The organism is Mesorhizobium sp. M0768 (assembly GCF_040320195.1).
In the GTDB taxonomy this organism is placed as follows: domain Bacteria; phylum Pseudomonadota; class Alphaproteobacteria; order Rhizobiales; family Rhizobiaceae; genus Mesorhizobium.
This window is the reverse complement of sequence record NZ_JAMYPD010000035.1, coordinates 25,142-50,703: the sequence shown is the minus strand read 5'-3', so window position 1 is coordinate 50,703 and position 25,562 is coordinate 25,142. Positions and strand designations below refer to the sequence as shown.

The following is a 25,562-nucleotide window of genomic DNA, read 5'->3' as shown; positions in this document are numbered from 1 at the left end:
TCGCGTCATCCGATGCTGGCCTCCACTCCAGCCAGCATCTTGAATCACAAAACCGACTGATCCGGAATCCCCTTCGATTCCGTCAAATCAGGAACCGCTCTAGCCATTTGAAATCGCGACGCCGGCCGGAGCGGCAATGACATTATGGTCCAGGGGCACCGTCTGCTTGCAACCTGGGTTTTCCGGTCGGCCGTTCCCGCATAGTATTGGCGGACGGCCCGCTTGACGCTTGACCCCGCTTGACGCTTGACCCCGCTTGACGCTTGACCCCGCTTGACGCTTGACCTTGTCGCCGAGCGTGGGATAGGCCGGGGACTGGCCCGACCACCTCCCACCGGAGTCCCACGAAAGACCTGCCATGACCGACGCGATCATAAGAGACAGCAATGGCACGGCGCTGCACGAGGGCGACTCCGTGACCCTGATCAAGGATCTCAAGGTCAAAGGCACGTCGGAGACGATCAAGCGCGGCACGTTGGTGAAGAATATTCGCCTCACCGGCAATCCCGGCGAGATCGAATGCAGCACCAGGCAGGTGAAGGGCCTGGTGCTGAAGACCGAGTTTTTGAAAAAGGCGTGATCGCCTCGGCACCCTTCGCTTCGCTTCCATATCAGTGGCTCTCGAATCGCTCGTGTGAGTGAACCGCCCACGCGAGGAACTGGAGGAGCCGCGCCCTCCCCCTATGTTGCACTGCGTTAGATTTGTTGCATTGCAATATCGTCGCATCGGGTCGAGCCTCTGCGAGGTGGGCATTCCTTGCATGAGGTGATTGTGTCGGCATCATTTCGGCCTGACATCGAAGGGCTGCGCGCGCTGGCGGTGGCGGGTGTCATCGCCTTCCATTTTGGTCTGTCCGGCCTGCCCGGCGGCTTTGCCGGCGTCGACATCTTCTTCGTCATCTCCGGCTATCTGATCACCCGCCACCTGGTTACGGAAATTACCGAGACCGGGCGGCTGAACCTCTGGCGCTTCTACGCCCGGCGCGCCCGGCGCCTGTTGCCGGCGGCACTGTTCGTCATCCTCGCCACGCTGTTCGCGGGTTACTTCATCCTGTCGCCGGAGGAACAGGCGCTTTATTCGAAAGGCGCCATGTTCGCCTCCGCCTACATGATCAACCTTTGGCTGATCCGCTGGTCGTTCGACTATTTCGCCGCCGACGCCACCAACAACCCGTTCATCCACTTCTGGTCGCTCTCGGTCGAGGAACAGTTCTATTTGGCATGGCCGGCGCTGCTTCTTGCCGCCGCCTGGCTGCGTCCCGGCAAGCGCGCCGCTATAATCGTCATCGGCGTCGCCGGCGCGGCCTCCTTCGCCGCCTGCGCCTGGCTGACGGAAGTGTCGCAGCCCTGGGCCTTCTATTTCTCGCCGCTCAGGGCCTGGGAATTCGCCGCCGGCGGCCTCGCGACCATGGCGCCGGCAAAGATCTGGCGCGACCGGCCGCTGCTGGCCACGCTCCAGGCATGCCTCGGTCTGGCGCTGATCGCCTGGGCCTATCTGATGCTGGACGAAGACTCGCCGTTTCCCGGGGTGAATGCGCTGGCGCCTGTTGCCGGCACCGTGCTGCTGCTGCTCAGCGGCAGCGGCGGCCGCAATCTGCCGAGCGCCGTGCTGGCGCTGCCGCCCATGCAATGGTTGGGCCGGCTGTCCTATTCGCTCTATCTCTGGCACTGGCCGGTCATCGTCTATGCGGCGATGGTGGTTCCCGGTCTGTCTATCCTGGACCGCCTTGCCTGCGCGGCGCTGACGCTGCTTCTGTCGATGTTCACCTATCATTTCATCGAGAACCCGATCCGCCGCAACGGCTGGCTGATGGCCGGAGCAGCGCGGGCGCTGGTGCCCGCCGTCGCGCTGACCGGCGCCGGCGTGGTCGCGGCCTATGGCAATGCGCGCTTTGCCGAGCACAATCTCAGCCCCGAACAGCACGTCATCGCCGACAGCGCCGCGCAGCTCTCTACTGTGCGCGCGAGCAATGGCGGCTGCGTGCTCGATTTCGAGACCGTCAAGCCAAAACCCTGCATGTTCGGCCGCAAGGATGCCCAGCGCTCGGTCGTGCTGTTCGGCGACTCGCATGCCGACCATTGGTCGACGCCGCTGATCAAGGCGGCCGAGAAGAACAATTTTCGCGTCGTCACCTTTCTCAAATCCTCCTGCCGGGCTTCGCGGGTGACGACCTGGAACTGGCGGCTGAAGCGCGACTACACCGAATGCGACCAATGGCGCGAGCAGTCGGTCAAGGACATCATCGCGCTCCACCCCCAACTGGTGGTGATCTCGGAGTTCTCGATCGGCAATGTGATGAAGGAATCGCCCGAGGAGTTGAGGCACGCCGATTGGCAAGCGCAGTGGCGGACGGGCCTCACCTGGACGCTTCAGGCCTTCAGCCAGGCCGGCATCAAGGTCGCGGTCATCAGGGACGTTCCCTACAATGCAAGCTACGCCGACAAATGCGTGGCGCGGGCGCTGTGGCGGGGCCAGACGCCCGCGACATGCGACACGCCGAGGATCATGGCGGCAAACGACGACATCGCCACCATCGAGCGCGATATCGTGCGCTCGACACCGAACGCTGCTTACATCGACATGACCGACCGCTTTTGCGACCAGACCACCTGCCACGTCTTCATCGACGGCAAACTAGCCTTCCGCGACCGCCACCACCTGGCGACGCCCTTCGCCGAAACGCTGGAACCGGCGGTGGAGCGGGCGCTGTTTTCGGATGTGATGGCGGCGGCTGTAAAGTAACGGTTCCGGATCTTGTCGGATCACGACTCAGCCTCTCGGCAAGCAACCATGCGGGGTCAGCTAAGGATGAGACCCGCCAGGAAAACGGTAAGGAGAAGCGACAGCGGAACTGCAAGAAGGCAGCACAACTCGAAAGTATTGGCTCGCCAAGAAGTCATTGGGCGCTTTTCCATGTTGGCCTTCTCCCTCAACGGCCAGACCGAAACGGCAGTTCCGCTTAAATGTCAGGGTGCTCGTCCGCACCGCTCTTTATGCTACTGGCGCAACTCGTTCCGCTTCCTGGTCATCCATCGTGCACGCGCCAGATGTGTCGCCCACGCCCGGAAAGCCCTCTCCGGCTCCCGCTCCGGATCAAGATGCAGGACGATGCGGGCGACCTCGCGCCAGTCCGTTCCTTCCGCCGAAGCGTCGAGCAGCCGGATATAAGTAAGCATGCGATCTTCGTCATAACCGGTCAGCACCGAAGACGTCGGCGCTGCGTTCGCGATATGAGAGTTTGGCTGCTTTGGCATTGCGACCTACCAGCAATGGCGCATCGTAGCAGCCTATGAAGAAGCCCGCGCCCTTTGATCGGAGGATGCGGATCGCGATTCGCCCCGACAGTCGACAAATGCGAACCTCGGGCGGCGGTTCCCCGCCCAGCTGGGCTCACGCCTCACCACGTCGTGATCGGGTCGAGGCAATCTATATATTTTAGTGGAACCTAATTTAGTCAACGCAATTATGCGTGCGTGAGAAAGCGTGAAATCCAGACCGTCACTGAAAGCCGGCTATCGCGGGATCAGTTGGCCGATGATCCAGTGATTGCAGTCGATTTGACGGAACGGATATTGCAGGCGGCCGACAACGACAGGATTGTCTGCCTCGTCATGGCAACGGAGGAGTTGGAAACCGACCGCATTGAGAAAGCAGAGCCTAAGGAGACCAGGATTGCCGCAAGCTTCGTCCGGGACTTTGAGGTGATGCTGCTTGTTCTTTATGCGGCCTACGCCCTCGCTGTGCTGGGTGCGACCGCGTTCGTTTTGCTGGAACTGGGCCATGTTCTGTAGGCAGACGTCGGCAAAAGACGGGACTGACGCGCGATTGCCGCTGTTTGATTGAGAGGAGCGGCCACGCTGCGTCGACGATCCGACCCCGGCGCAGCCAGCGGCGTTTTCGCGCCAGCAGGCGCTAAACTTCGGGCCCGTCCGTTCGTTACATCTTGCCAATCTATGGAACGAGGCTGCCCCTCGGGGGTTTTTCTATTAGAGGGACGTTAAAGAAGGAGGTAGCTATGAAGAAGCTCCTGCTTGCCTCGGTGATCGCCATCGCATCGGCGGCTTCCGTGATCGGCCCGGCGAATGCCGGCGGCAGCGTCACGATCGGCATCGGCAACGGCTATGACGACGACGACTATTACTATCGCCACCATCGGTATTCCGATTACGACGATGAGTACGTTCCCCGTTACCGCTATGATGTCTATAACGAGGACTACGCGCCGCGCTACCGGTACCGGTACCACCGGCGCTGCCACACCGAAGTCATCAGGCACTGGCGTCATCACCACCGGATTATCGAAAGAATCCGTGTCTGCCGTCGTTGACGGATCGATCCGGCCGGTAGTGCCGGCCGGATCGGCGGGGCTTCTCACCTCGGCTTGCGCATCAGCATCATGCCGTAATGCACGGCCAATATGTCGAGCCCGATCTTGAGTAGTTTCACCACCACGTCGCGCGGCTCGCCGGCCTGTTCGGCCAGGCTCTTGACCGTTGCGTCGGCACAGCAGACCTTTTGCACGATGCCGGCGATCTCCCAGTGGGCAAGCGCCCTGGTGGCCTCGGCATGGTCGCGGCCGGCGGACAGGATGTGTTCGGCGACGCCGCTGCCGGTGCGGCCGCCGTCGACGCGCTCGGCCCAGGCCATCGGCTTGGCGGTTGCCTCGGACGAGTTGCGGAAATCCTGGCGGTAGCGCATGCCCGCCTCGCGCTGCTGGCGCGAAAGCGAGGTGAGGCCGCTCAGCGGGTCGACGTTGCGCACCCGCACGATGCCGCCGGCCGCTGTGTGGCCGTCATTGGAGACCTCATAGAGGCGCGCTCCTTCCTGCGTCCCCTTCGCCAGCCGCTTGCGGCCGAACCGGTCGTCTTTCAGTGCGAAATCATGGCCGATCTCCTTGCGGATGCGCACCTGCTCGGCCTCGCCTTTCGGCAATCTCGGTGGCCTGGCTTTGGCCTTTTGGGCGGTTTTGGTGCTCATCGGCTCGGTCCTCCTGGGTTTTGGTCGTCGGGCTCTGGCGAACTTCCAGCCTCATTGCAGCGGGCTCAAATCGCTTCGGCCGGCAGCGTGCGCAGGAAGCGCGCAGCGTGATAGGCGCAGTAGCTTTTCGATGGGTTCGTGCGCATTCCGCAGCACAGCATGTCCAAACCTGGCCGGCTGCCGGGAGCGTCGTTTTCCGCATCCTCCTGCGGCGTCGTGTCGAGCGGCGCGCGGCAGCGCTCGAACAGGCAATCGATGAAGCGCATGGCAACGAAATGCGGCTGGCGGCCGCCGGCGGCGATCGGGCGCGGCGCCGGCATTTCGAGCGGTGCGCCATCGGTCCCGGTGATCCGAGCAGGACCCGGCTGCCAGGCCGGCGGCGCCAGCCTGGCCGACAGCCTTGCCGGGCGGCAGCGTGGCTCGGCCTTCGGAGCCGACGCCGCTTGATCAGCAGTGCTTGATGGCTCAGGCGCCGAATTTCCGAGCCGGCCGCCAGAGCGTCCGCCACACCAGCCCTTGGATCTGGCAAGGCCGATGGTGCGCAAACGGGCGGTGCGGTGGACGATGCCGATGATGGCTGCACGCGAGGCCGGGCGGCCGCGCAGCGCGGTCAACCGGGTGGCGATCTTCGCGGCCGACAGTCCGCTCGTCAGCCAGGTCTCGATTTGTTCCAGTTCCGAGGCGGAATAGCGGGCGGCCATGATGTTTCATTCCCTGCAAAAATGGTTGTGTGCGGCGCCGGCTTCGCCGGTCTCAGGCTCGAAAGCCGGTCAGCCTTCGCGTGGTCTGCTGCGATCGCGCTTCATCTCGGCCGCCTGCCTTGTTGCGCCGGACACTGCCTTGTCCGTCCGCTCGTCGAAGGCGATGACCGTGCCGTCTTCGGTGCGGATGCAGGCAGCCGCGGCTTCCGCATTGCCGGCCGGCAGGCAATTCGTGGCCGGAGCCGTGAGGGGAACGGCTCCGGCCGTTCCGGCCGCTTGCGCTGCCGGATCCGAGGCGCGAGCCTCGGGCATCGTCCCGGCCGGGGAGGAGGACAGCCGCGACGAAGGGGAAAGGGTTGGCACATGCATGGCCCCGGCGATCGGTTGCGCTACCGCCTCCAGGCGAGCGCTGCCGGCGCGCTGAACGGCGGATTCAAGGACCGAAAGCTGGCGAAGCGACTTGTGCATGCCTATATAAGAGTATAACTCAAATCGTAATGCAAGCGATTCTTGCATAGACGAAACCGAATCTTATGCCTCAGATGGAGCCATGGCGAAAACTGCACTGTCGATCAAGGTCGGAGCGGCGATCCGCCGGGCGCGCAAGCAGCGCGGCCTGGTGATGCGTCACATTGCCGAGCACAACGACACCGACGTCGCTGCCGTCGGCAATTGGGAGACCGGGCGCAACCTGCCCAAGACCGAGAACCTTTTGAAGACCGCCGCTTTCCTGCGCGTCGACCCGGTGGCGCTCGGCAAGGGCGAGGTCGTTTTCCTCGAAGATGCCGGACCGGTTGCCGATGCCGAGATCGTCACCGATCCCGGCCCCCTGCCCGCCGGGCCGGTGGACATCCAGCTTCTCGGTACCGCCGTCGGCGGCGACGATGGCGACTTCACCTTCAACGGCCAGCCGGCCGGCTATGTCCAGCGGCCGCCGGGGATCCGGCATCTGCGCAATGTGTTTGCGCTGCACGTGCTGAGCGATTCGATGGTGCCGCGCTACGAGCCCGGCGAGATGATCTATTGCGGCGGCCGCGAAGCGTTGCCCGGCGACCATGTGGTGATCGAGACCCTGCCCGAGGAGAACGAGCAAAACGGCAAGGCCTTCATCAAGAAGCTGGTCAAGCGCACCGCCGCCGAGCTGATCGTCGAACAGTACAACCCGCCCAAGACGCTGTCCTTCAACCGCTACGCCATCAAGAACGTCTTCCGCGTCATCCCGCTCAAGGAACTGCTGGGGTATTGAGGCGGGAGCTTTCCCTTCTCCCCTTGTGGGAGAAGGTGGATCGGCGCACAGCGCCGAGCCGGATGAGGGGTGCTGGAAGGAACGCGGCGTTTAAAAATATTTGGATGATTCTAGTCTAAATCCCTACGTCTTCAACTCCGCGATCCGTCCAACACCCCTCATCCGACCGAGCTTCGCTCGGCCACCTTCTCCCACAAGGGGAGAAGGAAGAACACCGTCCCCGTCCCCCTCAAGCCCGCCTCGACTGCAGCTCTCGACCGTTGAGCAGGCGCGCCTCGGCGCGGGTCCGTTGCCGGTCGTCGATGAAGGCGGCCTGGATCGAGACGGCGGCGCCCGGCAGGCCGTCGGCCCGGCAGGCCTTGCAGATCAGGCGCCCCGAAAGTGCGGCCAGCGGTGTCTCCGGCATCACCCCATGCCGCTTGAGCTCGGCCGGCTTCCACCACCTGTTGCGGCCGCAGTCGATGCATTCGACGGCAATCGAGACAACATCGGCGATCGTCGCTTCCTTGCCTGCCAATGCCATGGTTATCCCCATCATTGTTCCTGCTTTGTTCGCAACATTATCGGATTTTGGAGCGGAGTCGAGTCGGTTCCGCTTACATCAACGTGAAAGTTTCACTTGTTCGCCTATTTGAGTTATGCTTATACGTGTGAGCAACAGAACCGCAGCCGGCCGGCAGCAAGGGAATGACGATGGACCCAGCCCAGTTCGCCCATGCCTGCGGCTATAGCGGCGACAGCCCGGCCATGCTTGCCGCTTTCGCGGCCATCCGCCAGGACGGCATCCGCAAGGCACGCCAGGGTCATCGCCAGCGCAAGGCGGCGATTGACCGGATGAAGCCGAGCCGCGCTCTGTTCCTGGCGGCGATCCGCCCGGCACAGTCGGCCGAGGAGGCACTCGAGGATACCGCACGCTTCCTGTCGATGTTCCGCAACATGCCGCACTGGCGACAGGAAAGGCGCGCCGCCGACCTCACCCGCGCCAGGCAGCAGCGCCTCTTCGCCCGCTTCTTCCGCCGCCACGGCCACCGCCTCTGGGCGCTCGAGGCGACCTGAAGGCGCGCGGGCCTCCCTTGCAAAACGGATGTTGCGATCGCCGACACCGCGCCGTATGTCTCCGCGCGATGAGCGAGATCGAATTCCGTCGCGCGCAGGCGCCCGACCTGCCGGCGATCGTTGCAATGCTTGCCGACGATGTGCTCGGCGCAGACCGGGAAGACCCGTCCACGCCGCTTGCGCCATCCTATCTCGATGCCTTCAGCGCAATCGATACCGATCCCAACCAGTTGCTGGCCGTCGCGGTCAACGCCGGGCAAGTGGTCGGAACGCTGCAGCTCAGCTTCCTTCCAGGCATTTCGAGAAAAGGCGCCTGGCGCGGCCAGATCGAAGGCGTTCGCGTCGCCCGGCAATGGCGCTCGCGCGGCGTCGGCAAGCTGTTGATCGAATGGGCGATTGAAACATGCCGTTCGCGCAATTGCAGCTTCGTCCAGCTCACCACGGACAAAGGTCGACGGGAGGCGCACGCTTTTTACGAGCGCCTCGGCTTCACCGCCAGTCATCTCGGCTACAAGATGGCGCTGTAGATCAGCATTTCATCGCATTCAGCGCCGACCGCTCATCTTCGCTACCCACTCTGGATGGAGCATTGACAAGCCGGCCTTTCGCCCTGCTCCATCCGCCCATGATTTACGACCGAACCTGGCTTGAGAAAACCTTTCGCGCAAAGCCCCGGCAGAAGTTCCTGTTCTTCTGGGGCCATCAGCCGTCTAAGGACGGCCGAATAAGCACGTCGTGCTTCAGCCAGTGGTGGCATGCGCCTTTTACCGTCGATGGCCTGAGCTATCCGACTGCCGAACACTGGATGATGGCCGAGAAGGCACGACTGTTCGGTGATGCTCCGACGGCAACACAAATCCTCAGGGCGGCGAGCCCCAAGCAGGCAAAGCAGCTTGGCCGCCAGGTGAGCGGCTTCGATGGCACCAAATGGGATGCAGACAAATATCGCATCGTGACTGAAGGGAGCTTTCAGAAGTTCCGTCAGAACGCGGCGCTGCGCGAATATCTGTTGTCGACGCATGACCGGGTGCTGGTCGAGGCGAGCCCTGTCGACCGGGTGTGGGGTATCGGCCTTGCGGCGGATGACGAGAGGGCGGTGAACCCGCTGCTGTGGCGCGGCGAGAACCTGTTGGGATTCGCGCTGATGCAGGCCCGCGATCGGCTGTGCGGCTGAACATTGCCGTGCGCTCGTCAGCTGCGGCGGCCTCCGCGCTGCTTGACAAACCACCCACAATGTTCTCTTTATGTTCTCACCACAACTCGAGACAATGCGGCGTTCGAACCGCCGCGGGCGAACGGGCCGGATGGAAGCCAACATCCTCCACGCGGATCTGGATGCCTTCTATGCCTCGGTCGAACAGTTGCTCGACCCGGCCTTGCGCGGCAAGCCGATTGCCGTCGGCGGCGGGGTAGTGCTTGCCGCATCCTATGAAGCCAAGGCGTTCGGCGTGCGCGGCGGTATGCCGGGACGGCGGGCGCGGGAACTCTGCCCGCAACTCATCTTCGTCGGCGGCCATTTCAAGGACTATCAGCGGCTGGGCGATGCGGCAATCAAGGTGCTCGGCGATTTCACGCCGGTGGTCGAGCGGATTTCGATCGACGAGGCCTTTGCCGACGTCGCCGGCTGCACCCATTTGTTCGGCTCGCCGGCCGAGATCGCCGGCAAGATCCGCCGCCGCGTGCGGGCCGAGCTCGGCCTGCCGATCTCGGTCGGCGTAGCCCGCACCAAGCATCTGGCCAAGATCGCCTCACAGGTCGCAAAACCGGACGGGCTGGTGGTGGTCGATCCGCGCCACGAGCTGGAGTTCCTGCACCACCTGCCGGTCGAGCTGATGTGGGGCGTCGGCCCGGTCACCAGGCAGCGGCTGGCCGGCATCGGCGTCAACACCATCGGCGAGCTGGCGAAGACCAATGGTGGGGCGCTTGAGCGCCTGCTCGGGCCGGCGGCGGGAGAGAAACTCAACGCGCTGGCGTGGAACCGCGATCCGCGCAAGCTCGAGACGCAGCGCCGGGCGCGCTCGGCGGGTGCGCAATCGGCGCTTGGCCGAAAACCGGCCGAGGAGCAGGTCTTCGTGCCCGCTTTGCTGCATCTGGCCGACAGGGTCGCCACCAGATTGCGGGCGAAATCGCGGCCCGGTCGCACGGTGACGGTTCGCGTCCGCTTTGCCGATTTGCGCTCGGTGACGCGCTCGATCACGCTCGACCAGCCGATTTCGGCAACCGCCATGCTGGCCGAGATCGCCGAGGGGCTGGTGCGCAAGGTGCTCATCGACCATCCGCACGAAAAGACAATCTCGCTGCTGGCGATCGCCGTATCGCATCTGGAGCAGCATGCCGGCCTGCAACTGGAACTGCCGCTCGGGCTTAACGACGACCGCCGCCACCCCGGCACCAGCAAGGGCGCGGCGCGCTGGACCGCGGATCGCGCCGTCGACAAGATCCGCGACCGCTTCGGCTGGGAGGCGGTGGGCTACGCCTCCGTCGCGCTCGGGCTACAGCGGTCGGTTCCCGACGCGTTTCGCGAGCTGGCCGAAAAGGAACTGTGAGCCTCGATTACACTTTGGTTGCCAAGTCGCCGGAATGACGTTGAAGGCTGCGCCGTTGTGAATTTATCTTGGACCAGTTCGTCGTGCACCCGTTTGGGTATTAACCAGACAGGGTAGCACCCGCTCGCAAATCCTTCCGCCCTCACTTCGAACGACAGGAGATCGGCATGGGACAGAACGCCGGATATTTCGCACTCATCGTTGCCGGACTGGTGACCAATGCAACGACGCTGGCCAAGCCGCTCAACCCGGACCGGGCGATTCCATCCCTGGGCGATATCAACTCGCCGCTGGCCAGCCCGCTGTTCAAGCAGGTCAAGGCCGGGCCGCTGGCGATAAAGCTTGAGGAAACCACGCTTGCCGATGTCGAAAAAGCCTTCGGCGGAGCGATGCACGATGAAGGCGACGCCGGAGATTCACGCCACTGGCTTTGCTATGCCGGCCCCGACGCCGGCGGATCGCCGTCGATCTTCTGGTTCGTCTCCGGCGAGATGGGCGGCTCCGACCACGGTGTCCTGTCCGTCGCCCTGCAGCCGAACCCGGAAGGCAAGGTGCCGGAAGGATGCGCCGGCGCACCTGCCAGCCTGACAGCAATTGAACTCGATACGCCCGGCGTCGGAGCGCCGCTGAGCGACGTGGCCGCGAAATTTGGCGCCGCCAAGCCCGATCGTTACGGCCATTTCGGCTTCGCCGCCTCTTATCCTGCTTCGTCTCCCGACCAGAAGGACGCCACGGTCACGCAGACGCTCACCTACACAGCCGGGAACGGCAGGATAACCGGCGTGGCGGTGACGCAAGTCACCACCAACTAGGGCGTCCCCGCTCGGTTGGCGAATGGTTCACGTGTGATTGATTCTGCCGCGCCCGAGCCGGGCGGCCTGCTTGCTGGCCACCTCGGTTCTGATGTGCCGCCCGGGCCCGCCTCCTCCTGCAAATGCGACATTCGAGGCGGCCCTGGTCGTCAGACCAAAAGCGTTGCGCCGCCCCAAGCGACCAGGGCGGTGCCGGCCGCACGGCCAACCCATGGGCCGGCAGGAAACACCGGTTCGACGAGAACCTGCGAAAGTCCGGAAATGACCCAGAAACGGGCGTTCGGCAGCGATCCGAGCAGCAACGATTTTGGCAGGATCGGAAATCGGCATGGAATGCTGCAATCATCATCATGTCCCGTCCAAGTTGTGGACAGTTCCTTCTCAAAGGCGCACTCTTAGCATGCGAAACGCGAGCTAGCGTTTCGTGCAACGCTTCACATGCTTGACTTGCGTCGGTGATTATCTGACCTACCCGGATACTTCCGGGTCGGCAGACCTCACATTGTGTCGCCTATCCGTGATCAGGCTACGGCCTAAGGCACGTTGCAGCCCGTTCCGGATCAACTGGGAGGTAAACAACATGCCTGATTTTCAGCGCAGAGAACTTCTTGTTCAAGGAAGCGCGGCTCTTGCCGCAATTGCTGCTCTCTATACATCGCGCCGGGCTTACGCTTTTCCAACACGGCCGAACGAGGAAGTTATTCGATGGCTGGATCAGCCGACCGAAAATCCCGATCCGGTGGGTATCCAGAAGCAGCTTGTCTGGGAGGATTTGGATAGCTGGATAACGCCAAACGACAAGTTCTTCAGCATCTCGCATTTCAACCGACCAACGATCGACGAGAAGACATGGTCGATGGAGATCGGAGGCCTGGTCAAGAAGCCCCTGGAATTAACGCTCGCCGACATCAGGGCGCGACCGCGGCAGGAGGTCGTTTTCACGGTGGAATGCTCGGGCAACCACGGGTTTCCCTTTTTCACCGGCGGCATCGGCAATGCTCGCTGGGCAGGGACGCCGCTCGCCCCGATCCTTGAGGAAGCCGGCGTTCTGGAGAAGGGCATCGAGGTCGTCTTTTTCGGTACCGACACAGGCGAGATCCCGATACGCGACGTCAAGATGCAGCAGAACTTCGCTCGCAGCATGTCGCTCGCCGACGCGATGAACCCCGACAATCTCCTCTGCTATGAAATGAACGGGGCCGCCTTGCCGGCGCCCAATGGCTTCCCGGTACGGCTCATTGCGCCAGGCTGGTACGGGATCGCCAACGTCAAGTGGCTAAAGCGCATCGAGGTTCGCGATACGCGGTTCATGAGCCTTCTGATGGCCCGTGACTATGTCACCATCCGGGAGGAGGACCACAACGGCGAGACCGTATGGGCCGAGACGTCAGTCGGGCGAGCGCTGATAAAGTCCGCGCCTGCGAAGGTTACCCGGAAAGATTCAGATTACCGCATCGTTGGGGCAGCCTGGGGGGCGCCGATCGACCGGGTCGAAGTGCAAATCGATCAAGGGCCTTGGACACCAGCGACCATTGACCACAGTGAGGAGGCCGAACACGCCTGGAAAATTTGGTCCCTGGCTTGGCCAAATCCCTCTCCTGGAGAACACACGGTAACCTCGCGCGCGGTCAGCACCACGGGACAAATTCAACCGGCGATGGACGATCCCTTGATAGCCAAGAAACACACATACTGGGAAAGCAATGGCCAGGTGACGCGCCGCGTACGTATCGGCTAGAGGATTCTGCCGCCAAATGGAGTCATGTGGCGTCCGCATAAATGCGGCAAAACAGATAGTTAGAGCGAGTTACCGGTTCCAAGAGAACCGGAACCGCTCTAAGAACGTGCTGCCATGTGGCAATTGCGTTTGGGTCAAACAGCAGGAGGCTGCCTGATCGCCATTTCGCACCATTTCCAGCGCTCTCCTCACCCCTCCACGGCCCTGATCTCCGCGTCGACCAGGCACCAGGGCGCATAGCGGAAGTCGCGGATCTGGATGACCTGATCGTTCCGCCACTCGACCAGCATGAAGCCGCGCACCGCGCCGTCGGCCGCTTGCGGGTGGCGGATCAGGATCGCCGGCCTGCCGTCGACGAAGCCGAGCGACAATGTCCAGTCGCTGATACGGGCATAATTGCCGAAATAGGTCGACACCTCGGCCTTGCCGCGCAGGCGGACGCGGTTGACGACGTCGAGCCGCACGTCCTCGGCGATCAGTGCCCTGACCGCGTCGAAGTCGCGCGCGTTGAACAGGTCGACATAGCGCCGCAGCCGGCGCTCGTCATCGGCGTCGAGCCTCGGCGCCAGCGCCTGTTCGGGCTGCAGCGCCAGCAGCTTGAGCTGCGCCCGCCCGCGATGCAGCGCGGCCTTGGTGGCGGCAAGCGTCGTGCCGGTCACCTCGCAGGTCTCGTGCAGGCTGAGGCCGAGCACGTCGACCAGGATCACAGCGCTGCGCTGCGGCACCGAAAGCTGCATGAAGGAGCGCAGGCTGGTCTGGGCGGCGAGCCGGCTGTCGGCGCTGCCGGAGGGATCCTCGATGACGCTCATGTCGGCCTCGGTCATGCGCGACCTTTCCCGATTGCGCCGCCGCAGATGATCCTGCGCGGCATTGTGGGCGATGCGAAACAGCCATTGCTCGGGACGTTCGACGATCGCACCGCCGTCGATCGCCTGCAGCGCCTTGATCAGCACCTCCTGGACGATGTCCTCGCCATCGATCACCGAGCCGGCCATGCGTGCGCAGTAGCGATGCAGCCTTGGCCGCAACCCGACGAGCATCGCCTCCAAAGTCGCCCTGTTCATTTTCGGCGTAGCATCCCATTTCTGCGCGAGCGGCATGGCGGGCGCTACCCGGCTTTCTGATCCGCCAGCATACGATAGTTGCCGATGACTTTGACAGGCGATCGCATTGCCGGGGTCGAACGGCGCTGGGCGTGGTTTTCCGTAAACGCCTTGAAAGCCGCAAGCCCGGTCAGCGCCGACGAATCGCCGTCCTGGCCGACGATGTGGACGAACGAGCCGTCGTCCAGCTCGAGCACGAGATAACGCACCGTCGGCGGTGCCGCCTCGCCAAGCGCTTCGAACACTTTTTCGACCAGCGCGCGGTTATCTTCCAGGTCGGCTTGCTTCACACCGTATCGAATGAGCGCGTAGTTCATCACCGGCTGCGCTGAAAAGATTCTCCTTGCCGAAGAATCTTTTCGGTTGCCCGCATCGTCTTTCCCGCGTGGGCGGCTGCGCGGCAGCCATCAAGCAGGAGAGACGATCATGCATATCCAGTTTGCCGAGCTTCCGGTGTTCGAGCAGGACCGCGCCAAGGCGTTCTACACCAGGCATCTCGCCTGCCAGGTCATGGCCGACCAGAAGATGGGTGATGGCGGCTGGCGCTGGATCGAGCTGGCATTTCCGCATGCCGTGACGAACCTGCATTTTGTCAGGCGCGCCGACGACGCACCCGGCGCGGAGCCGGTATTGGTGCTGGTCGACGAAAATGTCGGGGCAATGATCGCGGCCATGAAAGCGGGCGGCGTCGAGATCATCACCGAAGCGCATGAGGCGCCGTGGCAGCCGGGGCGAACGGTGGCGGAGTTTCGCGACAGCGAAGGCAACCGCATGGTCCTCGCCAGCCGATAAGGCACCGGAGCCCTCTGTCCGGCGGGGCGTCGTACCTAAGTCCTACCTCCGGCCGGACCATCGGCCGTACTTCCTTCGTATTATTATTTCGTGACCTCTGCGCGCCGGAACCTTCCCTTGCATCGGGCGTTCGGGCGCTGTATCGCGATGCCTCATATTTAGGCAGGCGGAGGAAATACGAATAGGGCGGGTGGCAAAACAAACATGGGCCGGGGAGGAGCATCTTACCATGTCGAACCGTAAAATCGGAATGTCCGAAGCATTGGGGCTGCGCGTCGCTGACCTCAAATCCAGAATGCAAAGTGCCCAGATTACCGAGCATGAGATCAAGACGTTTCAAAAGGTTGCCGCCATCATGGGCGGCGCCAAAGGCTCACTGCGCCTCGATGCCGACGATCTGATTGCCGCGTCCTTCCTTGTCGATCCCTTGGAAGATCTCCCGCTCTCCAGTTGAAGGCGCCGAACGCAGGTCGAAATCCTATCGGGTTTGAACCTGCGATTGCCGCCGGCGGAGCATCCGCCAGCCCAAGCCGCATGCGAGGATGACGTTGGCCAGCGCCAGGCCGGAAAGCGCGGCCAACGTCCCGTGCGGGCCGAAGCGCTCCAGCAGCAATGCTCCGGCCGAGGGTGCCGCCGCCTGGGCTATCAGGCTCGGCATGGCGAGGCGGCCCATCAGTCTCGCGTAGCCGTTAGAGCCGAACAGCGCGAGCGGCAACGTCCCCCGCGCGATGGATTCCAGACCGATGCCTGCGCCGTAGAAGCCCAGCGCCAGCGGGATGATCGGCATGCCGGCCCAGAGCGTCGAAACGCCGATCGCCACAAACGTAACCGAGGCAAACTTGGTGAAAATCGGATGGTGGTAGCGCGCGATCATCATCTCGATCGCGCGCGCCGCCACCTGTGATGGACCAACCAGCACGCCGAGCCCGACGGCTACGGCAAGCGCCATGCCGCTGCCTTGCAGGATTGTGAGCAGATGCACCGATAGTGTCGACGAGATCACCGCTGCGAGTGTCAGGGTCGCGGCCAGAACGATCATGATCGACGGATCGGCTTGGTTGTCGAGAATGGGTGCCGCCTTCTTCACTCCCGGTTTGACTGCCGGTTGCGGCGGCTCCCGGGGCAGGATCACCAGATAGAGCGGAAGCGCAATTGCCAGCTGAAAGGCGGCGTAAACCAGGCAGGTGCCGCGCCAGCCGACCTCCCCCAGCAGCAAGGCTGACATCGGCCAGCAGATGGTGCTCGCAAGGCCGCCGAACAGCGTCAGCATGGTGATGGCGGAGCGCGCGCCGTGGCCGTAGTGGCGGCCAAGCGTTGCGAAAGCGGCATCGTAGAGCCCCGCCCCCATGCCCAGGCCGATGACCAGCCAGGCCGCGATATAGGCCGCAAGATTAGGGGCAACAGCCAGCCCGATCTGGCCGAGCCCGATGCATCCGGCGCTGAACGCCAGAACGTTGCGGCCGCCATGCCGCTCGATCGACGACCCGACGCGCGGAGAGATCAATCCTGCCGTGAGCAAGCCGAGGGACAGGCCGCCGACAACCCATGCCAGCGGCCAGCCGGTATCGGAGGAGACTGCCGGCGCGATGACCGCGGGAAGATAGTAGGAAGAACCCCACGCCATGATCTGCGTCAGGCCAAGCGCGGTGATAATCGCGCCGCGGCTGCGCAGGATGGCCGGCGAAGGCGGCGAAAGACTCATGCCGCGACGCTGCAGCCACAGCCGCCTTTGCCGACCGCCTTCGCCTTGGCGTCGGCGACACAGCACGCATCCACCGCTGCCGGCGCCGGACCGCCGCAGCACCCCTTGTCGGCCACGCCGATCCGCGGCACCGTGCAGACGCCGGTCTCGGGCAGCACAAGCTGGACATTGTCGGCCGCAATCATGTCGCCGGCGATCGCCGCCGCGACCGAGCGCACCTGCTCATACCCTGTCAGCAGCAGGAAGGTCGGTGCGCGGCCATAGCTCTTGATGCCGACCGTATAGAACCCGTGCTCGGGATGGCTGAGTTCGCGGTGGCCGTGCGGTGGCACGTCGCCGCAGGAGTGCTCGTTGGGATCGATCAACGGTCCCAATGCCTTGACGCTTTCCAGCCACGGATCGAGCTCGAGCCGAAGCTCGCGGGTCAGCGAGAGATCCGGGCGTTGTCCGGTCGCCGCGATGATGCGGTCGACCGGGCCAAGCGCCTGCAAACCGTCCCTGGTCTGGCCTTCGACGACCAGCCGGCCGTTGGCATCGCGGATCGAAACAGCCGCAAAGCCCGTCACCAGCCTGACGCCGCCGCTCTCGGCGAGTTCGCGCACTTCGGCGCCGAGTTCGCCGCGTGCCGGCAATTGGTCGGCATCACCGCCACCGTAGATGCGCACCAGGTCGGTGCCGCGCGTTGTCCAGATGAAAGCGGTGCCGGCCTCCACATTTGCCAGGCTGGCGAGATCCAGCACCGCATTGGCGGCCGAATGGCCGGAGCCGGCGACCAGCGTCGTATTGCCGGCATAAAGGCTGCGGTCGCGGCCGAGAATATCGGGTATGCCGTAGGCGATGCGGTCGGCAAACTCGGCTTCGCCTTCGGCATGAATTCCGCCGGCGCCGAGCGGGTTCGGCATCTGCCAGGTTCCCGAAGCATCGATGACGGCGCGGACGCTATCGCGCCTGGTGCCGCTGGCGGTTTCGACCACCAGCATGAACGGCCGGGTTTCGCGTTCCTTGCTCGAGACCTTGTCGGCGCCCCAGCGCGAAATGCCGACGACCCGGGCGCCGGTTTCGATCGACGGCGACAATTGCGGAAGCTTTGCCAGCGGCTCGAGATAATCCGCGACGAGGTCGTCCGCGGTTGGGAATGCCTCGGGCTCAGGCATCCGCCAGCCATGCGCCTCGAGCAGGTTTCTGGCCGCCTGATCGACGCAATAGCGCCAGGGCGTGAACACACGGACATGGCGCCAATCCCTGAGATTGGATGCAACCGCATTGCCGGCTTCGTAGACTTTGACAGGAATGCCCCGCGCGATCAGGTGGACCGCTGCCGCCAGACCGACCGGCCCGGCGCCGATCACCGCAACGGGGAGTTTTTCGATCATCTCCATGTCTTCCATCCTTCCGGTAATTTCGAATTATAGTGGCAAAAAAATCATGCCGCCGTCTTGGCCGTCGCTTCCGCCGATGCCGGCGCACAGGTGGCGTCGGCGCAGCATTCGTCCGCTAGGTATCCGATGAGCCCGTTCATGGCGGGATAGTTGGCCCTGCAGATCAGCGTCGTCGCCTGGCGCTCCTGTGTCACCAGGCCGGTGTCGACCAGCCGCTTGAGGTGATGCGACAGCGTTGAGGCAGCGATGCCCAATCTGTCCTGGATACGCCCGACCGGCAGCCCCTCATCGCCCGCCCGCACCAGCGTCCGATAGAGCTGCAACCGCGTCGGGCTGCCGAGGGCTTCAAGTTGCGAGGCTGCTTTTTCGAGTTTCATGGAAATAAGCTATTTCCAGAATCGCTGCACGTCAAGAGAATTTCGACAAAGATCGAAATAAGACGATATCTAGCCGACGCGCTTGCCGCTGACGTCGATGACGACCTCGCCGTCCTCCTTGGTGAACGGGCCGATATCCGGATTGGGCAGGATATCGAGCACCGCTTCGGAGGGTCGGGCGAGCATGGTGCCGAGCGGCGTCACCACGATCGGCCGGTTGATCAGGATCGGATGCGCCAGCATGAAATCGAGGATCTCGTCGTCGCTCCACTTCGGGTCGCCCAGGCCAAGTTCGGCATAGGGCGTGCCCTTTTCGCGCAGCAATTGGCGCGGCGTCATGCCCATCGCTGCGATCAGCTCGACGAGCTTTTCGCGCGACGGCGGATTTTTCAGATATTCGACCACCTCAGGCTCCTCGCCGGACTGCCTGATCATGGCCAGCGTGTTGCGCGAGGTGCCGCAATCGGGGTTGTGGTAGATGGTGACGGTCATTGCGCGGCCTTCATCTGTCCGGCTGGTTTCGGTTGGGCGAGCAGCCACCCTGCCAATGTCATGGCGAGCAATCGCTTTAGACCTAAAGTTGAATCAGCCCCTTACTTCACGGGTTTGCGCCGCCCCATGCCACCTTGCTGGCGTCGTTGTAGACGGAGCGAGGGACGCTGACAATTTCGCAAAGCGCCAACGTTGCAACCATAGCGCCAGCGTTGCGGCCGGGTCTATCTCCCCGTTTATGGCAGGGCTATCGCAGATGGAAAGCGGAGGCTTTCGCTCTACGCTTTCGCTCTACGAAGAACCCCTACCCCTAACCCTCCCCACAAGGGGGAGGGAGACCTCCGTCGGCGCCGACCTCGGCAAATTGCCTGCTTTTCGGCGCCAAGGGGAAGTAAAGGCACGCGGCAGCGTTCCCTCCCCCTTGTGGGGAGGGGTTAGGGGTGGGGGTCCCTTCTTCGTAAGAATCCATATGCGATTTGCCCTGCCCCTGCGGGAGATGCCAAGTGGGGCGAAGGAATACGAGTTTGCAATCGTTCTGAGCAGCGACCTCGGACGAGCAGGAATTCGGATTTTCTATCGCCACGGCGTATTTTGTTCTTGCTTTGTGCCGGCAGCTATGCTATTAATTTGGGCATGGTGCTAATTGGCTCCCAACGATCCGCCTCCGAGGCGGGTTTTTCGTTTCAGGCGTTGCAGCGTTCGGTAGGTGGGTCCGTCAAGTCCATATTCGATTGCCCTGCCGTTTACGGGGAGAAACGCCCGGCAGGGCCAGAGGGGCGGCGCCTACTTCGATAATTGGCCGTCTCCAACACCAACCTGGCGCAATCGCCCGTCCAAAGCGATTGCCCGCGCCGGCGACGGCCCACCCGGCTGATCAGCCAGGCACCGTGGCGGCAACGGCATCAGCGCGGCCAAGACCGGCAACCGCTTTTCTGACCCGCTGCAGATGCGCCTGGCGTCCGGCGGCCGAGACGCTGTCCATCCGGTAGAGCGCCAGGAATTTGGTCCGGCACAGCGGATGGCAGACGGAGCGGAAGCCGCGCAGCAGGGTCCGCCGGCCGGGCTGTCCCATGATCCACGACATCAGCGGCGTGGCGCCACATGTGGTCATTGCCATCACCCGGCGTATGTGCCGCAATTTGGGCCGCGGGCCGCGTCGTGCCGTCGGCATCTCGAAAGCGAAGCCCGGCACCAGCACACGCTCCAGCCAGCCTTTCAGCATCGCCGGCAGGCCATACCACCAGGTCGGATAGATGAAGACGACCGCCTCCGCCCAGAGCAGCTCCTGCGCATGTTCGTGCACCGGTTGCAGGTTCGCCGCCTTGTCGTGGTAACCGCGCCATTCCTGCGTGCGCATGACCGGATCGAAGCCGGCCGCATAGAGGTCGAGCAGGTGGACCTGGTGACCGCTTTCGGCAAGCGTCTCCAGCACCGTGTCGCGCACCGCGCCGCTGAAGCTGTCGGCGCAGGGATGGCAATGGACGACGAGGACCTTCATCTGGCGCTCAGACCTGTCGGTCGCGAGAGGATCGCGGGGGTGCATGCAAGCGTCGCATGCAAACAAGCCACCCGCAGACGTAGTCGATCAGCTGTTTTCATGCGAAGCCCCGCAGCCCCCGTATCAAGACGCAACACCTCCGGTCGCGTCAAGGCCCGTTCGTGCGCAGACGTGGGCTTGCTGGGGCCAAAACCCTAACGGTGCATTCGGTTTTTCGATCAGCATTGTTCCAGAATGTCCGCGCCCTAGCTTCACGGCCGGTCCAAAGCGTCAGGAGAAAAAGATGCAGACAGGAAAACTGAGCGGCAAGATCGCCTTGGTGACTGGCGCCTCTTCCGGCATCGGCGAGGCCACCGCCCTGGCGCTGGCGGCCGAGGGCGCCACGCTGGCGATTGCCGCGCGGCGCGCCGAGCGGCTGGACGATCTGGCGAAGCGGATCCGTGAGACCGGCAGCGCGGCACTGCCGATTGCCGTCGACGTCACCGACGAAACGCAAGCCACGGCGATGGTCGAGCGGGTCCAGCAGGAGTACGGCCGGCTCGACATGCTGCTTGCGGTTGCCGGGGTCGGCGTCGCCGCGCCGTTCCGCAACACGACGCCGGAAGAATACCGCCGGATGGTCGACGTCAACATCCTGGGCCTGCTTTATCCGATCCATGCGGCACTGCCGTCGATGCAGCGGCAAGGCGCCGGCCACATCGTCGTGGTCTCGTCCGGCACCGGCCGTTATATCCACCCTTCGGTGGTTTATTCCGGCACCAAGCACGCGGTGAGCGCGATGGCGGAATCGCTGCGCCGCGAGATCGGCAAGGACGGCATCCGCGTCACCTGCATCGAGCCTGGCGCCGTCAAGACCGAGTTCACCCAGAATATGCGCGCCGATGTGCGCCAGGCGGTCGAGCAGAGGCTGGGCGACATGGAGCAGCTGGAAAGCGAGGACATCGCCGCCGCCATCCTTTATGCGGTGAGCCAGCCGCCAAGGGTCAACGTCAACATCCTGACGCTCTATCCGACCGCGCAGGCGTGAGGCCGCAAGGTGGTACCCTGCGCCGCCCCCGCAGCGTCATCCGCCGGTCATCAGCGTGAACACAAGCTGCCGCAGCTTGCCGCCCGGGCCGAATTCGACCCGGTCGAAATCGCGGCTCGCCTGCCGTTGTGCCTGCGAGATTCCGGCGAGCCGTCTCGTCACTTCGATCCTGATCTTGCTGCAGCCACGGTCATCGGCGACGGTCAGGCCAATGGTGGCCGCCTCGATCTTGTGCACCATGTCGACGATGCTGGCGCCGTGCACCTTCTCGTGGGCGGCGAGGCCGGCTGCGAAAACCTCCCAGTTCTTCTGGATTGCGCCCGGCAGCCGCGCGGCCGGCTTCGGCAAGGTGTAGGTAATGATCAGCTTCGGTCGCGCCGACACCAGCACGCAGGCGTCGCCTTGCGGCTGGTAGTCCCTCACCCAGGTCAGCTTGAAATTGGTATGCGCGATGACGCGGCGTTCGCCGTGCAGCGGTCCGCGCCCGCCGATCGAGGCATAGAGCTCCGGGCCGGATTGCCCTGAGATGGCATAGGTCTCGACCTTTTCGACTGCCTGCCAGCCGGCATGCGCCGGCGATGTCGGCAACAAGGCGAGCAGCAGGCAAAGGCGAATGGCTGTTTTCATGCAAGTCCTCGCAGCCGCTGCGCACGACGCAAACGATATGCAGTTCCCTTCCGTGGACATAGCCGGCGGCCGGCTATAGTGGGATGCTCGTATACAAGAATCCACAGGCAACATCATGTCGCCGCGACCGAACATTGCCCGGCAACGCCCTGCCCCCGGGGCCCAGCCTCCCGGCGTCAGCCTCTGTCGCGCGCTGTCGAAGCTTGGCCTGTGCTCGCGCAAGCAGGCCGAGCTTCTGGTTGCCGAGGGGCGCGTGCGGGTCGCCGGCAAGATCGTGCGCAACGGCTCGATTCGCGTCGATCCAGGCCGCGATCGCATCGAGGTCGACGGCCGCCGCGTCGCCGCCGAGCGCAAGGTCTATCTGATGCTCAACAAGCCGCGCGGGCTGGTCACCACCCGTGACGACCCGCAGGACCGCGGCACCGTCTATGATTGCCTGGCAGGCCTCGACCTGCCTTTCGTCTCGCCGGTCGGCCGCCTCGACAAGGCCAGCGAAGGCCTGCTGTTGATGACCAACGACACGCGCTTCGCGCAGCGCCTGCTCGATCCCGCCTCGCATGTCGCCAAGACCTATCACGTGCAGATCGGCGCGCTGCCCGACGAGGCCATGCTGGCGCGGTTGCGCGCCGGCGCGACCGTCGACGGAGAATTGCTGGCGGCCCGCTCGATCGAGTTGCTGCGCGGCGGCACCAGCACCGCCTGGCTGGAGATCGTGCTCGACGAGGGCCGCAACCGCCATATCCGCCGGCTGCTCGCCGCCCACGATATCGAGGTGCTGCGCCTGGTACGGATCGCGATCGGATCTCTGCAACTCGGCGACCTTGCCAAAGGCAAGGCACGCCATCTGAGCGCGGAAGAGCAGGCGCTGCTTCAGGCCTGAACTGCTGGCGGCGACTCGACAGTCAGCCAGCTGCCAGTCGAAGCCCAAGTAACGCAACAAGCAGCGCGGCGGATATCAATCTCTGTCGGTATTACATCCGTCAGCACACCACAGATCGCAGCCGGCGGCTTTGATTTTCTGCATAAAAATCTTGAGCGATTCTTGGGCGGGCATGGGAGCTGGCCAACCGACGGGACAAACAAATCGATCAAAGCCTGGCGATGGTCTCGCGTGATTCAAACCGAAATGTGAGGGGTTCATCAATCTTCATTGTCGGAAGGAGCCTTGGCTTTGCCGCACTGGGCCAGCACCTTGCCGATGGCGGCGGATGAGCCGGCAAGCGGAAAGCTGTTCTCGCCATATTTGCCCGAGGCGACCGTGACCTTGAGCGCAGCAGGGCCAACAGCGGGTCGGTGCTGCTCAATTCCACGGTGAAGGTGTTGTACATTTCTTCGAGTTGAAGCGTCTTGGTCACCGCCTTGCCGCCGGCCTTGAACGCGAACGAAGCGATGCGGGTTCCAGTTGCGGACCGCTGTCGCCCAAATCATAGCTCAGCGTCGGCTTGCCGAAACAGGCCAGCGTCAGCTGGGCGCCGCCATTCGATCCGCCGCAGACCGACGCCATCAGCACTTTGCCGCCCTCCTCTTCCTCCAGTTTCGCCGTCCAGCCGCACGGCGCGGCAAACGCCGGCTGCGCCGCTTGCAGGACGACCTGAGCGGCGACGCAACCCGCCACGACGAATTTCGCCAATCCGCTTCGCATGATCTTCCCTTCCCAAGTCATCGAACCATCGTCGGCCACGTGGCATCAAGGACTATACAAAACAAATTGTCCCGTGGCATTACCGGCGACAGGGCGCTGTAGCAATTCAGGCGATTGATTTTCGATCGAGTGGAAGCGGCACCAGCACCGCCTGGCTGGAGATCGTGCTCGACGAGGGCCGCAACCGCCACATCCGCCGGCTGCTCGCCACCCACCATATCGAGGTGCTGCGCCTGGTGCGGGTGGCGATCGGCCAATTGCAGCTCGGCGAGCTTGCCAAAGGCAAGGCACGCCATCTGAGCGCCGAAGAGCTGGCGCTGCTTCAGGCCTGAAGTGCTGGCTCCAGGGCCTTCGCACCGAACGGGTGATTGACATTAACATTCCTGTTTCATATTTTCCTTTTATGAAACCGAAATGCGACAGCGCAATTGAAGGGCTGGTCCGACGCGAAGTGGCTCGGCAGCCGGAGAGAAAAGCATGAGCACGGCATTGCGGGCGGTCCCCAGGTTCCTGGACGAATTGGGTACGTTTGGCGGCCTCAAGGGAACCGATATTGCAAACATCACCGACGTGTCCAAGGCCACGGTTTCGAGGTGGAAGGCCGGCGACATCAAGCCCCAGCCGCGCAGCGAGCTCATTCTGTCGGACCTGCACTATATCGTCGGCCGACTGCAGGAATTCTACGAGCCAAGCGATATCCGCACCTGGCTTTACGCTCGCCACCCGCAATTGAACGGTGAAAGGGCGATAGATCTCATTCACGACGACCGCGCCCTCGACGTGCTCAAAGTCATCGACCGGCTTGAGAACGAGGTCTTTCTGTAATTGGCGATCGCCGGGCGGATGAGACGAGACAGTCGGCTCATCGATGCTATCGAGGAAATGGTTCCGGTCGAATACTCCGGGACGGTTTGGCGTGTGGTGCGCCAGGGCCGCAGCCCGATCCAGTGCTCGAGCTCCGGCGGCCGTTGGGACGATGGAACGTTCGACGTGCTCTACACCTCGCAAGAGCGCGAAGGTGCCTTGAGCGAGATGAGATTCCACCTGACGCGGGGGCAGCCAGTGATCCCTTCGCGCGTCAGATACAATCTCTTCGAGATCGATCTTGCTTTGGACCGGACGCTCAGACTGCTCGACCTGGCAGCCTTGCAGACCCTTGGCCTCGACACCGCGCGCTACGGGCAGCTTTCGTATCAGGAAAAGCACGCCGAATATCCGAGGTCGCAAGACATCGGCGAGGCCGCGCATTTCCTCGATTATGACGGTCTGATCGTGCCCAGCGCGCGATATGATTGCCTGAACGTCGTCGCGTTTTGTGATCGGCTGCCGGCCGGAGCGATGACGATCAGAACCGATCACGGGGAAATTGCCTGGGCTAGCGGCGGCCCCGCTGCCATCCATCCCCCGCACGGGTGATGCGGCCAACGGAAGTGGCGCGCTAACATTGCCTCCAAGTGCAGAGGTCTAACGCGCAAGGGAGGATCCATGCGTATGCTCCGACTGATACCGACGCTGCTGGCGCTGCTGGCCGTCTTGCCATTGAACGCTGAAGCGACCACGAAGAAGTACCCTAAGGGCCACGGCACGAATTGCGCCGAGAAGGACCAGGCGTGCCAGAAGAAATGCCAGGCTGTGCCGATCGACTACAACAGCGTCAAATCCATCCAGGGGCGCAACGAATGTCTGAATAATTGCACCATCGGCTACGATCAGTGTCTCGGGGCACCCGCCCGAATCCAGGAACAGACAATCCAGGAGGACGCCGCGCAATAGAAGCCCGCCAGAGATGGCTCCAATGCGCAAAACATAGGTGTGATCGAATGACGGCGACAGCCCGCCGGTCGCC

32 protein-coding genes and 1 pseudogene are annotated in these 25,562 nt (G+C 63.4%); 19 read left to right on the top strand and 14 right to left on the bottom strand.

Translation table 11 applies throughout. From position 1 onward, the window contains the following. Positions 1 to 358: 358 nt before the first annotated feature. Both NKI08_RS29275 and NKI08_RS29270 read left to right on the top strand, forming a co-directional pair. Positions 359 to 580, top strand: a complete 222-nt coding sequence (locus NKI08_RS29275; RefSeq protein WP_023675660.1) for an alkylphosphonate utilization protein — start codon at positions 359 to 361, stop codon at positions 578 to 580. 192 nt (positions 581 to 772) lie between these two features. After that, complete coding sequence (locus NKI08_RS29270; protein ID WP_352774437.1) at positions 773 to 2,743, top strand: acyltransferase family protein; 1,971 nt, start codon at positions 773 to 775, stop codon at positions 2,741 to 2,743. A 254-nt stretch (positions 2,744 to 2,997) separates the two neighbouring features. Here NKI08_RS29270 and NKI08_RS29265 read toward each other — a convergent pair whose 3' ends face one another. Beyond that, positions 2,998 to 3,255 carry a hypothetical protein gene (locus tag NKI08_RS29265; protein ID WP_352774435.1) on the bottom strand — a complete coding sequence of 86 codons (258 nt, stop codon included), beginning with the start codon at positions 3,253 to 3,255 and terminating at the stop codon, positions 2,998 to 3,000. Between the two features lie 219 nt (positions 3,256 to 3,474). On the opposite strand from NKI08_RS29265, the gene NKI08_RS29260 reads away from it, so the two are divergent. Together NKI08_RS29260 and NKI08_RS29255 are read left to right on the top strand one after the other, a co-directional pair. Beyond that, positions 3,475 to 3,792, top strand: a complete 318-nt coding sequence (locus NKI08_RS29260) for a hypothetical protein (protein ID WP_352472135.1) — start codon at positions 3,475 to 3,477, stop codon at positions 3,790 to 3,792. A gap of 224 nt (positions 3,793 to 4,016) precedes the next feature. After that, on the top strand, positions 4,017 to 4,328 hold the full coding sequence (locus tag NKI08_RS29255; protein WP_352467934.1) for a hypothetical protein: 312 nt from the start codon (positions 4,017 to 4,019) through the stop codon (positions 4,326 to 4,328). A gap of 44 nt (positions 4,329 to 4,372) precedes the next feature. On the opposite strand, the gene NKI08_RS29250 is transcribed toward NKI08_RS29255, so the two are convergent. The 3 genes from NKI08_RS29250 to NKI08_RS29240 form a co-directional block, all read right to left on the bottom strand. After that, positions 4,373 to 4,978 carry a DUF6456 domain-containing protein gene (locus NKI08_RS29250; RefSeq protein ID WP_352774432.1) on the bottom strand — a complete coding sequence of 202 codons (606 nt, stop codon included), beginning with the start codon at positions 4,976 to 4,978 and terminating at the stop codon, positions 4,373 to 4,375. Between the two features lie 65 nt (positions 4,979 to 5,043). After that, positions 5,044 to 5,679, bottom strand: coding sequence for a high mobility group family protein (locus NKI08_RS29245; protein WP_352774431.1), 636 nt, complete (start codon positions 5,677 to 5,679; stop codon positions 5,044 to 5,046). Positions 5,680 to 5,748: 69 nt separating this feature from the next. Then, positions 5,749 to 5,991 carry a hypothetical protein gene (locus tag NKI08_RS29240; protein ID WP_352774429.1) on the bottom strand — a complete coding sequence of 81 codons (243 nt, stop codon included), beginning with the start codon at positions 5,989 to 5,991 and terminating at the stop codon, positions 5,749 to 5,751. Between the two features lie 238 nt (positions 5,992 to 6,229). Here NKI08_RS29240 and NKI08_RS29235 point away from each other — a divergent pair, with 238 nt between their 5' ends. Further along, positions 6,230 to 6,925, top strand: coding sequence for an XRE family transcriptional regulator (locus NKI08_RS29235; protein ID WP_352774427.1), 696 nt, complete (start codon positions 6,230 to 6,232; stop codon positions 6,923 to 6,925). 229 nt (positions 6,926 to 7,154) lie between these two features. Here the strand turns inward: NKI08_RS29235 and NKI08_RS29230 are convergent, their stop codons facing one another. Then, entirely contained in the window at positions 7,155 to 7,463 is a 309-nt protein-coding gene (locus NKI08_RS29230; RefSeq protein WP_352774426.1) for a hypothetical protein, read from the bottom strand. Between the two features lie 149 nt (positions 7,464 to 7,612). Here NKI08_RS29230 and NKI08_RS29225 point away from each other — a divergent pair, with 149 nt between their 5' ends. The 6 genes from NKI08_RS29225 (at position 7,613) to NKI08_RS29200 (ending at position 13,077) form a co-directional block, all read left to right on the top strand. Further along, positions 7,613 to 7,981, top strand: coding sequence for a hypothetical protein (locus NKI08_RS29225; protein ID WP_352774424.1), 369 nt, complete (start codon positions 7,613 to 7,615; stop codon positions 7,979 to 7,981). A gap of 68 nt (positions 7,982 to 8,049) precedes the next feature. Beyond that, positions 8,050 to 8,508: a GNAT family N-acetyltransferase gene (locus tag NKI08_RS29220; RefSeq protein WP_352774422.1), complete on the top strand. Its 459-nt coding sequence runs from the start codon at positions 8,050 to 8,052 to the stop codon at positions 8,506 to 8,508. Between the two features lie 98 nt (positions 8,509 to 8,606). Beyond that, entirely contained in the window at positions 8,607 to 9,155 is a 549-nt protein-coding gene (gene ybiA / locus NKI08_RS29215) for a riboflavin biosynthesis intermediates N-glycosidase (protein WP_352774420.1), read from the top strand. Between the two features lie 130 nt (positions 9,156 to 9,285). Continuing rightward, positions 9,286 to 10,527 (top strand): DNA polymerase IV, encoded by a 1,242-nt coding sequence (gene dinB, locus NKI08_RS29210; protein ID WP_352774419.1) that lies wholly within the window; start codon positions 9,286 to 9,288, stop codon positions 10,525 to 10,527. Positions 10,528 to 10,694: 167 nt separating this feature from the next. Next, the gene (locus tag NKI08_RS29205) at positions 10,695 to 11,339 is read left to right on the top strand and encodes a hypothetical protein (protein ID WP_352774417.1); all 645 of its coding nucleotides are present in this window, start codon (positions 10,695 to 10,697) and stop codon (positions 11,337 to 11,339) included. Between the two features lie 580 nt (positions 11,340 to 11,919). Next, the gene (locus NKI08_RS29200) at positions 11,920 to 13,077 is read left to right on the top strand and encodes a sulfite oxidase (protein WP_352541179.1); all 1,158 of its coding nucleotides are present in this window, start codon (positions 11,920 to 11,922) and stop codon (positions 13,075 to 13,077) included. Positions 13,078 to 13,265: 188 nt separating this feature from the next. On the opposite strand, the gene NKI08_RS29195 is transcribed toward NKI08_RS29200, so the two are convergent. Beyond that, positions 13,266 to 14,141 carry a sigma-70 family RNA polymerase sigma factor gene (locus NKI08_RS29195; protein ID WP_352774415.1) on the bottom strand — a complete coding sequence of 292 codons (876 nt, stop codon included), beginning with the start codon at positions 14,139 to 14,141 and terminating at the stop codon, positions 13,266 to 13,268. Positions 14,142 to 14,185: 44 nt separating this feature from the next. After that, positions 14,186 to 14,497, bottom strand: a complete 312-nt coding sequence (locus NKI08_RS29190; RefSeq protein WP_031213092.1) for a hypothetical protein — start codon at positions 14,495 to 14,497, stop codon at positions 14,186 to 14,188. Positions 14,498 to 14,606: 109 nt separating this feature from the next. Here NKI08_RS29190 and NKI08_RS29185 point away from each other — a divergent pair, with 109 nt between their 5' ends. Next, entirely contained in the window at positions 14,607 to 14,972 is a 366-nt protein-coding gene (locus NKI08_RS29185; protein WP_023680367.1) for a VOC family protein, read from the top strand. 229 nt (positions 14,973 to 15,201) lie between these two features. Next, positions 15,202 to 15,426 (top strand): hypothetical protein, encoded by a 225-nt coding sequence (locus NKI08_RS29180; protein WP_352774442.1) that lies wholly within the window; start codon positions 15,202 to 15,204, stop codon positions 15,424 to 15,426. Between the two features lie 24 nt (positions 15,427 to 15,450). Here the strand turns inward: NKI08_RS29180 and NKI08_RS29175 are convergent, their stop codons facing one another. The 5 genes from NKI08_RS29175 to NKI08_RS29155 form a co-directional block, all read right to left on the bottom strand. Further along, complete coding sequence (locus NKI08_RS29175; RefSeq protein WP_352774412.1) at positions 15,451 to 16,674, bottom strand: MFS transporter; 1,224 nt, start codon at positions 16,672 to 16,674, stop codon at positions 15,451 to 15,453. Continuing rightward, positions 16,671 to 18,047, bottom strand: coding sequence for an FAD-dependent oxidoreductase (locus NKI08_RS29170; RefSeq protein ID WP_352774410.1), 1,377 nt, complete (start codon positions 18,045 to 18,047; stop codon positions 16,671 to 16,673). The genes NKI08_RS29175 and NKI08_RS29170 overlap by 4 nt, the downstream gene beginning before the upstream one ends. Positions 18,048 to 18,097: 50 nt before the next feature. Beyond that, positions 18,098 to 18,430: an ArsR/SmtB family transcription factor gene (locus NKI08_RS29165; protein ID WP_352744163.1), complete on the bottom strand. Its 333-nt coding sequence runs from the start codon at positions 18,428 to 18,430 to the stop codon at positions 18,098 to 18,100. Between the two features lie 69 nt (positions 18,431 to 18,499). Continuing rightward, a complete protein-coding gene (gene arsC, locus NKI08_RS29160; RefSeq protein WP_352774408.1) occupies positions 18,500 to 18,922 on the bottom strand; it encodes an arsenate reductase (glutaredoxin) in 423 nt (140 codons plus the stop codon). A gap of 874 nt (positions 18,923 to 19,796) precedes the next feature. Beyond that, positions 19,797 to 20,420 (bottom strand): NAD(P)H-dependent oxidoreductase, encoded by a 624-nt coding sequence (locus NKI08_RS29155; RefSeq protein ID WP_352774406.1) that lies wholly within the window; start codon positions 20,418 to 20,420, stop codon positions 19,797 to 19,799. 283 nt (positions 20,421 to 20,703) lie between these two features. Here NKI08_RS29155 and NKI08_RS29150 point away from each other — a divergent pair, with 283 nt between their 5' ends. Then, positions 20,704 to 21,447, top strand: a complete 744-nt coding sequence (locus NKI08_RS29150; protein WP_352501239.1) for an SDR family oxidoreductase — start codon at positions 20,704 to 20,706, stop codon at positions 21,445 to 21,447. Positions 21,448 to 21,483: 36 nt separating this feature from the next. Here NKI08_RS29150 and NKI08_RS29145 read toward each other — a convergent pair whose 3' ends face one another. Then, complete coding sequence (locus NKI08_RS29145) at positions 21,484 to 22,074, bottom strand: DUF922 domain-containing Zn-dependent protease (RefSeq protein ID WP_352774403.1); 591 nt, start codon at positions 22,072 to 22,074, stop codon at positions 21,484 to 21,486. A gap of 115 nt (positions 22,075 to 22,189) precedes the next feature. On the opposite strand from NKI08_RS29145, the gene NKI08_RS29140 reads away from it, so the two are divergent. Next, complete coding sequence (locus tag NKI08_RS29140) at positions 22,190 to 22,954, top strand: pseudouridine synthase (RefSeq protein WP_352774402.1); 765 nt, start codon at positions 22,190 to 22,192, stop codon at positions 22,952 to 22,954. Between the two features lie 471 nt (positions 22,955 to 23,425). Here the strand turns inward: NKI08_RS29140 and NKI08_RS29135 are convergent, their stop codons facing one another. Continuing rightward, positions 23,426 to 23,716, bottom strand: a complete 291-nt coding sequence (locus tag NKI08_RS29135; RefSeq protein ID WP_352774400.1) for a hypothetical protein — start codon at positions 23,714 to 23,716, stop codon at positions 23,426 to 23,428. Between the two features lie 134 nt (positions 23,717 to 23,850). On the opposite strand from NKI08_RS29135, the pseudogene NKI08_RS29130 reads away from it, so the two are divergent. The 4 genes and pseudogenes from NKI08_RS29130 to NKI08_RS29115 all read left to right on the top strand — a co-directional run. Next, positions 23,851 to 24,048 (top strand): annotated as a pseudogene (locus tag NKI08_RS29130) (pseudouridine synthase); the annotation flags it as partial. 145 nt (positions 24,049 to 24,193) lie between these two features. Continuing rightward, positions 24,194 to 24,541 carry an antitoxin Xre/MbcA/ParS toxin-binding domain-containing protein gene (locus NKI08_RS29125; protein WP_023680350.1) on the top strand — a complete coding sequence of 116 codons (348 nt, stop codon included), beginning with the start codon at positions 24,194 to 24,196 and terminating at the stop codon, positions 24,539 to 24,541. After that, the gene (locus NKI08_RS29120; RefSeq protein ID WP_352579470.1) at positions 24,542 to 25,132 is read left to right on the top strand and encodes an RES family NAD+ phosphorylase; all 591 of its coding nucleotides are present in this window, start codon (positions 24,542 to 24,544) and stop codon (positions 25,130 to 25,132) included. 69 nt (positions 25,133 to 25,201) lie between these two features. Further along, on the top strand, positions 25,202 to 25,489 hold the full coding sequence (locus NKI08_RS29115) for a hypothetical protein (protein WP_352472174.1): 288 nt from the start codon (positions 25,202 to 25,204) through the stop codon (positions 25,487 to 25,489). Positions 25,490 to 25,562 lie beyond the last annotated feature (73 nt).

Bases quoted from the DNA above. Each gene is read 5' to 3' on its own strand.
- NKI08_RS29235 (WP_352774427.1), top strand. From the start codon at position 6,230: ATGGCGAAAACTGCACTGTCGATCAAGGTCGGAGCGGCGATCCGCCGG.
- NKI08_RS29155 (WP_352774406.1), bottom strand. From the start codon at position 20,420: ATGAAGGTCCTCGTCGTCCATTGCCATCCCTGCGCCGACAGCTTCAGC.
- ybiA (WP_352774420.1), top strand. From the start codon at position 8,607: ATGATTTACGACCGAACCTGGCTTGAGAAAACCTTTCGCGCAAAGCCC.
- NKI08_RS29170 (WP_352774410.1), bottom strand. From the start codon at position 18,047: ATGATCGAAAAACTCCCCGTTGCGGTGATCGGCGCCGGGCCGGTCGGT.
- arsC (WP_352774408.1), bottom strand. From the start codon at position 18,922: ATGACCGTCACCATCTACCACAACCCCGATTGCGGCACCTCGCGCAAC.
- NKI08_RS29225 (WP_352774424.1), top strand. From the start codon at position 7,613: ATGACGATGGACCCAGCCCAGTTCGCCCATGCCTGCGGCTATAGCGGC.
- NKI08_RS29175 (WP_352774412.1), bottom strand. From the start codon at position 16,674: ATGAGTCTTTCGCCGCCTTCGCCGGCCATCCTGCGCAGCCGCGGCGCG.
- NKI08_RS29240 (WP_352774429.1), bottom strand. From the start codon at position 5,991: ATGCCCGAGGCTCGCGCCTCGGATCCGGCAGCGCAAGCGGCCGGAACG.
- NKI08_RS29195 (WP_352774415.1), bottom strand. From the start codon at position 14,141: ATGAACAGGGCGACTTTGGAGGCGATGCTCGTCGGGTTGCGGCCAAGG.
- NKI08_RS29135 (WP_352774400.1), bottom strand. From the start codon at position 23,716: ATGCGAAGCGGATTGGCGAAATTCGTCGTGGCGGGTTGCGTCGCCGCT.
- NKI08_RS29145 (WP_352774403.1), bottom strand. From the start codon at position 22,074: ATGAAAACAGCCATTCGCCTTTGCCTGCTGCTCGCCTTGTTGCCGACA.
- NKI08_RS29255 (WP_352467934.1), top strand. From the start codon at position 4,017: ATGAAGAAGCTCCTGCTTGCCTCGGTGATCGCCATCGCATCGGCGGCT.
- NKI08_RS29275 (WP_023675660.1), top strand. From the start codon at position 359: ATGACCGACGCGATCATAAGAGACAGCAATGGCACGGCGCTGCACGAG.
- NKI08_RS29205 (WP_352774417.1), top strand. From the start codon at position 10,695: ATGGGACAGAACGCCGGATATTTCGCACTCATCGTTGCCGGACTGGTG.
- NKI08_RS29230 (WP_352774426.1), bottom strand. From the start codon at position 7,463: ATGATGGGGATAACCATGGCATTGGCAGGCAAGGAAGCGACGATCGCC.
- NKI08_RS29165 (WP_352744163.1), bottom strand. From the start codon at position 18,430: ATGAAACTCGAAAAAGCAGCCTCGCAACTTGAAGCCCTCGGCAGCCCG.
- NKI08_RS29140 (WP_352774402.1), top strand. From the start codon at position 22,190: ATGTCGCCGCGACCGAACATTGCCCGGCAACGCCCTGCCCCCGGGGCC.
- NKI08_RS29265 (WP_352774435.1), bottom strand. From the start codon at position 3,255: ATGCCAAAGCAGCCAAACTCTCATATCGCGAACGCAGCGCCGACGTCT.
- NKI08_RS29220 (WP_352774422.1), top strand. From the start codon at position 8,050: ATGAGCGAGATCGAATTCCGTCGCGCGCAGGCGCCCGACCTGCCGGCG.
- NKI08_RS29150 (WP_352501239.1), top strand. From the start codon at position 20,704: ATGCAGACAGGAAAACTGAGCGGCAAGATCGCCTTGGTGACTGGCGCC.
- NKI08_RS29115 (WP_352472174.1), top strand. From the start codon at position 25,202: ATGCGTATGCTCCGACTGATACCGACGCTGCTGGCGCTGCTGGCCGTC.
- NKI08_RS29200 (WP_352541179.1), top strand. From the start codon at position 11,920: ATGCCTGATTTTCAGCGCAGAGAACTTCTTGTTCAAGGAAGCGCGGCT.
- dinB (WP_352774419.1), top strand. From the start codon at position 9,286: ATGGAAGCCAACATCCTCCACGCGGATCTGGATGCCTTCTATGCCTCG.
- NKI08_RS29125 (WP_023680350.1), top strand. From the start codon at position 24,194: ATGAGCACGGCATTGCGGGCGGTCCCCAGGTTCCTGGACGAATTGGGT.
- NKI08_RS29250 (WP_352774432.1), bottom strand. From the start codon at position 4,978: ATGAGCACCAAAACCGCCCAAAAGGCCAAAGCCAGGCCACCGAGATTG.
- NKI08_RS29190 (WP_031213092.1), bottom strand. From the start codon at position 14,497: ATGAACTACGCGCTCATTCGATACGGTGTGAAGCAAGCCGACCTGGAA.
- NKI08_RS29185 (WP_023680367.1), top strand. From the start codon at position 14,607: ATGCATATCCAGTTTGCCGAGCTTCCGGTGTTCGAGCAGGACCGCGCC.
- NKI08_RS29245 (WP_352774431.1), bottom strand. From the start codon at position 5,679: ATGGCCGCCCGCTATTCCGCCTCGGAACTGGAACAAATCGAGACCTGG.
- NKI08_RS29180 (WP_352774442.1), top strand. From the start codon at position 15,202: ATGTCGAACCGTAAAATCGGAATGTCCGAAGCATTGGGGCTGCGCGTC.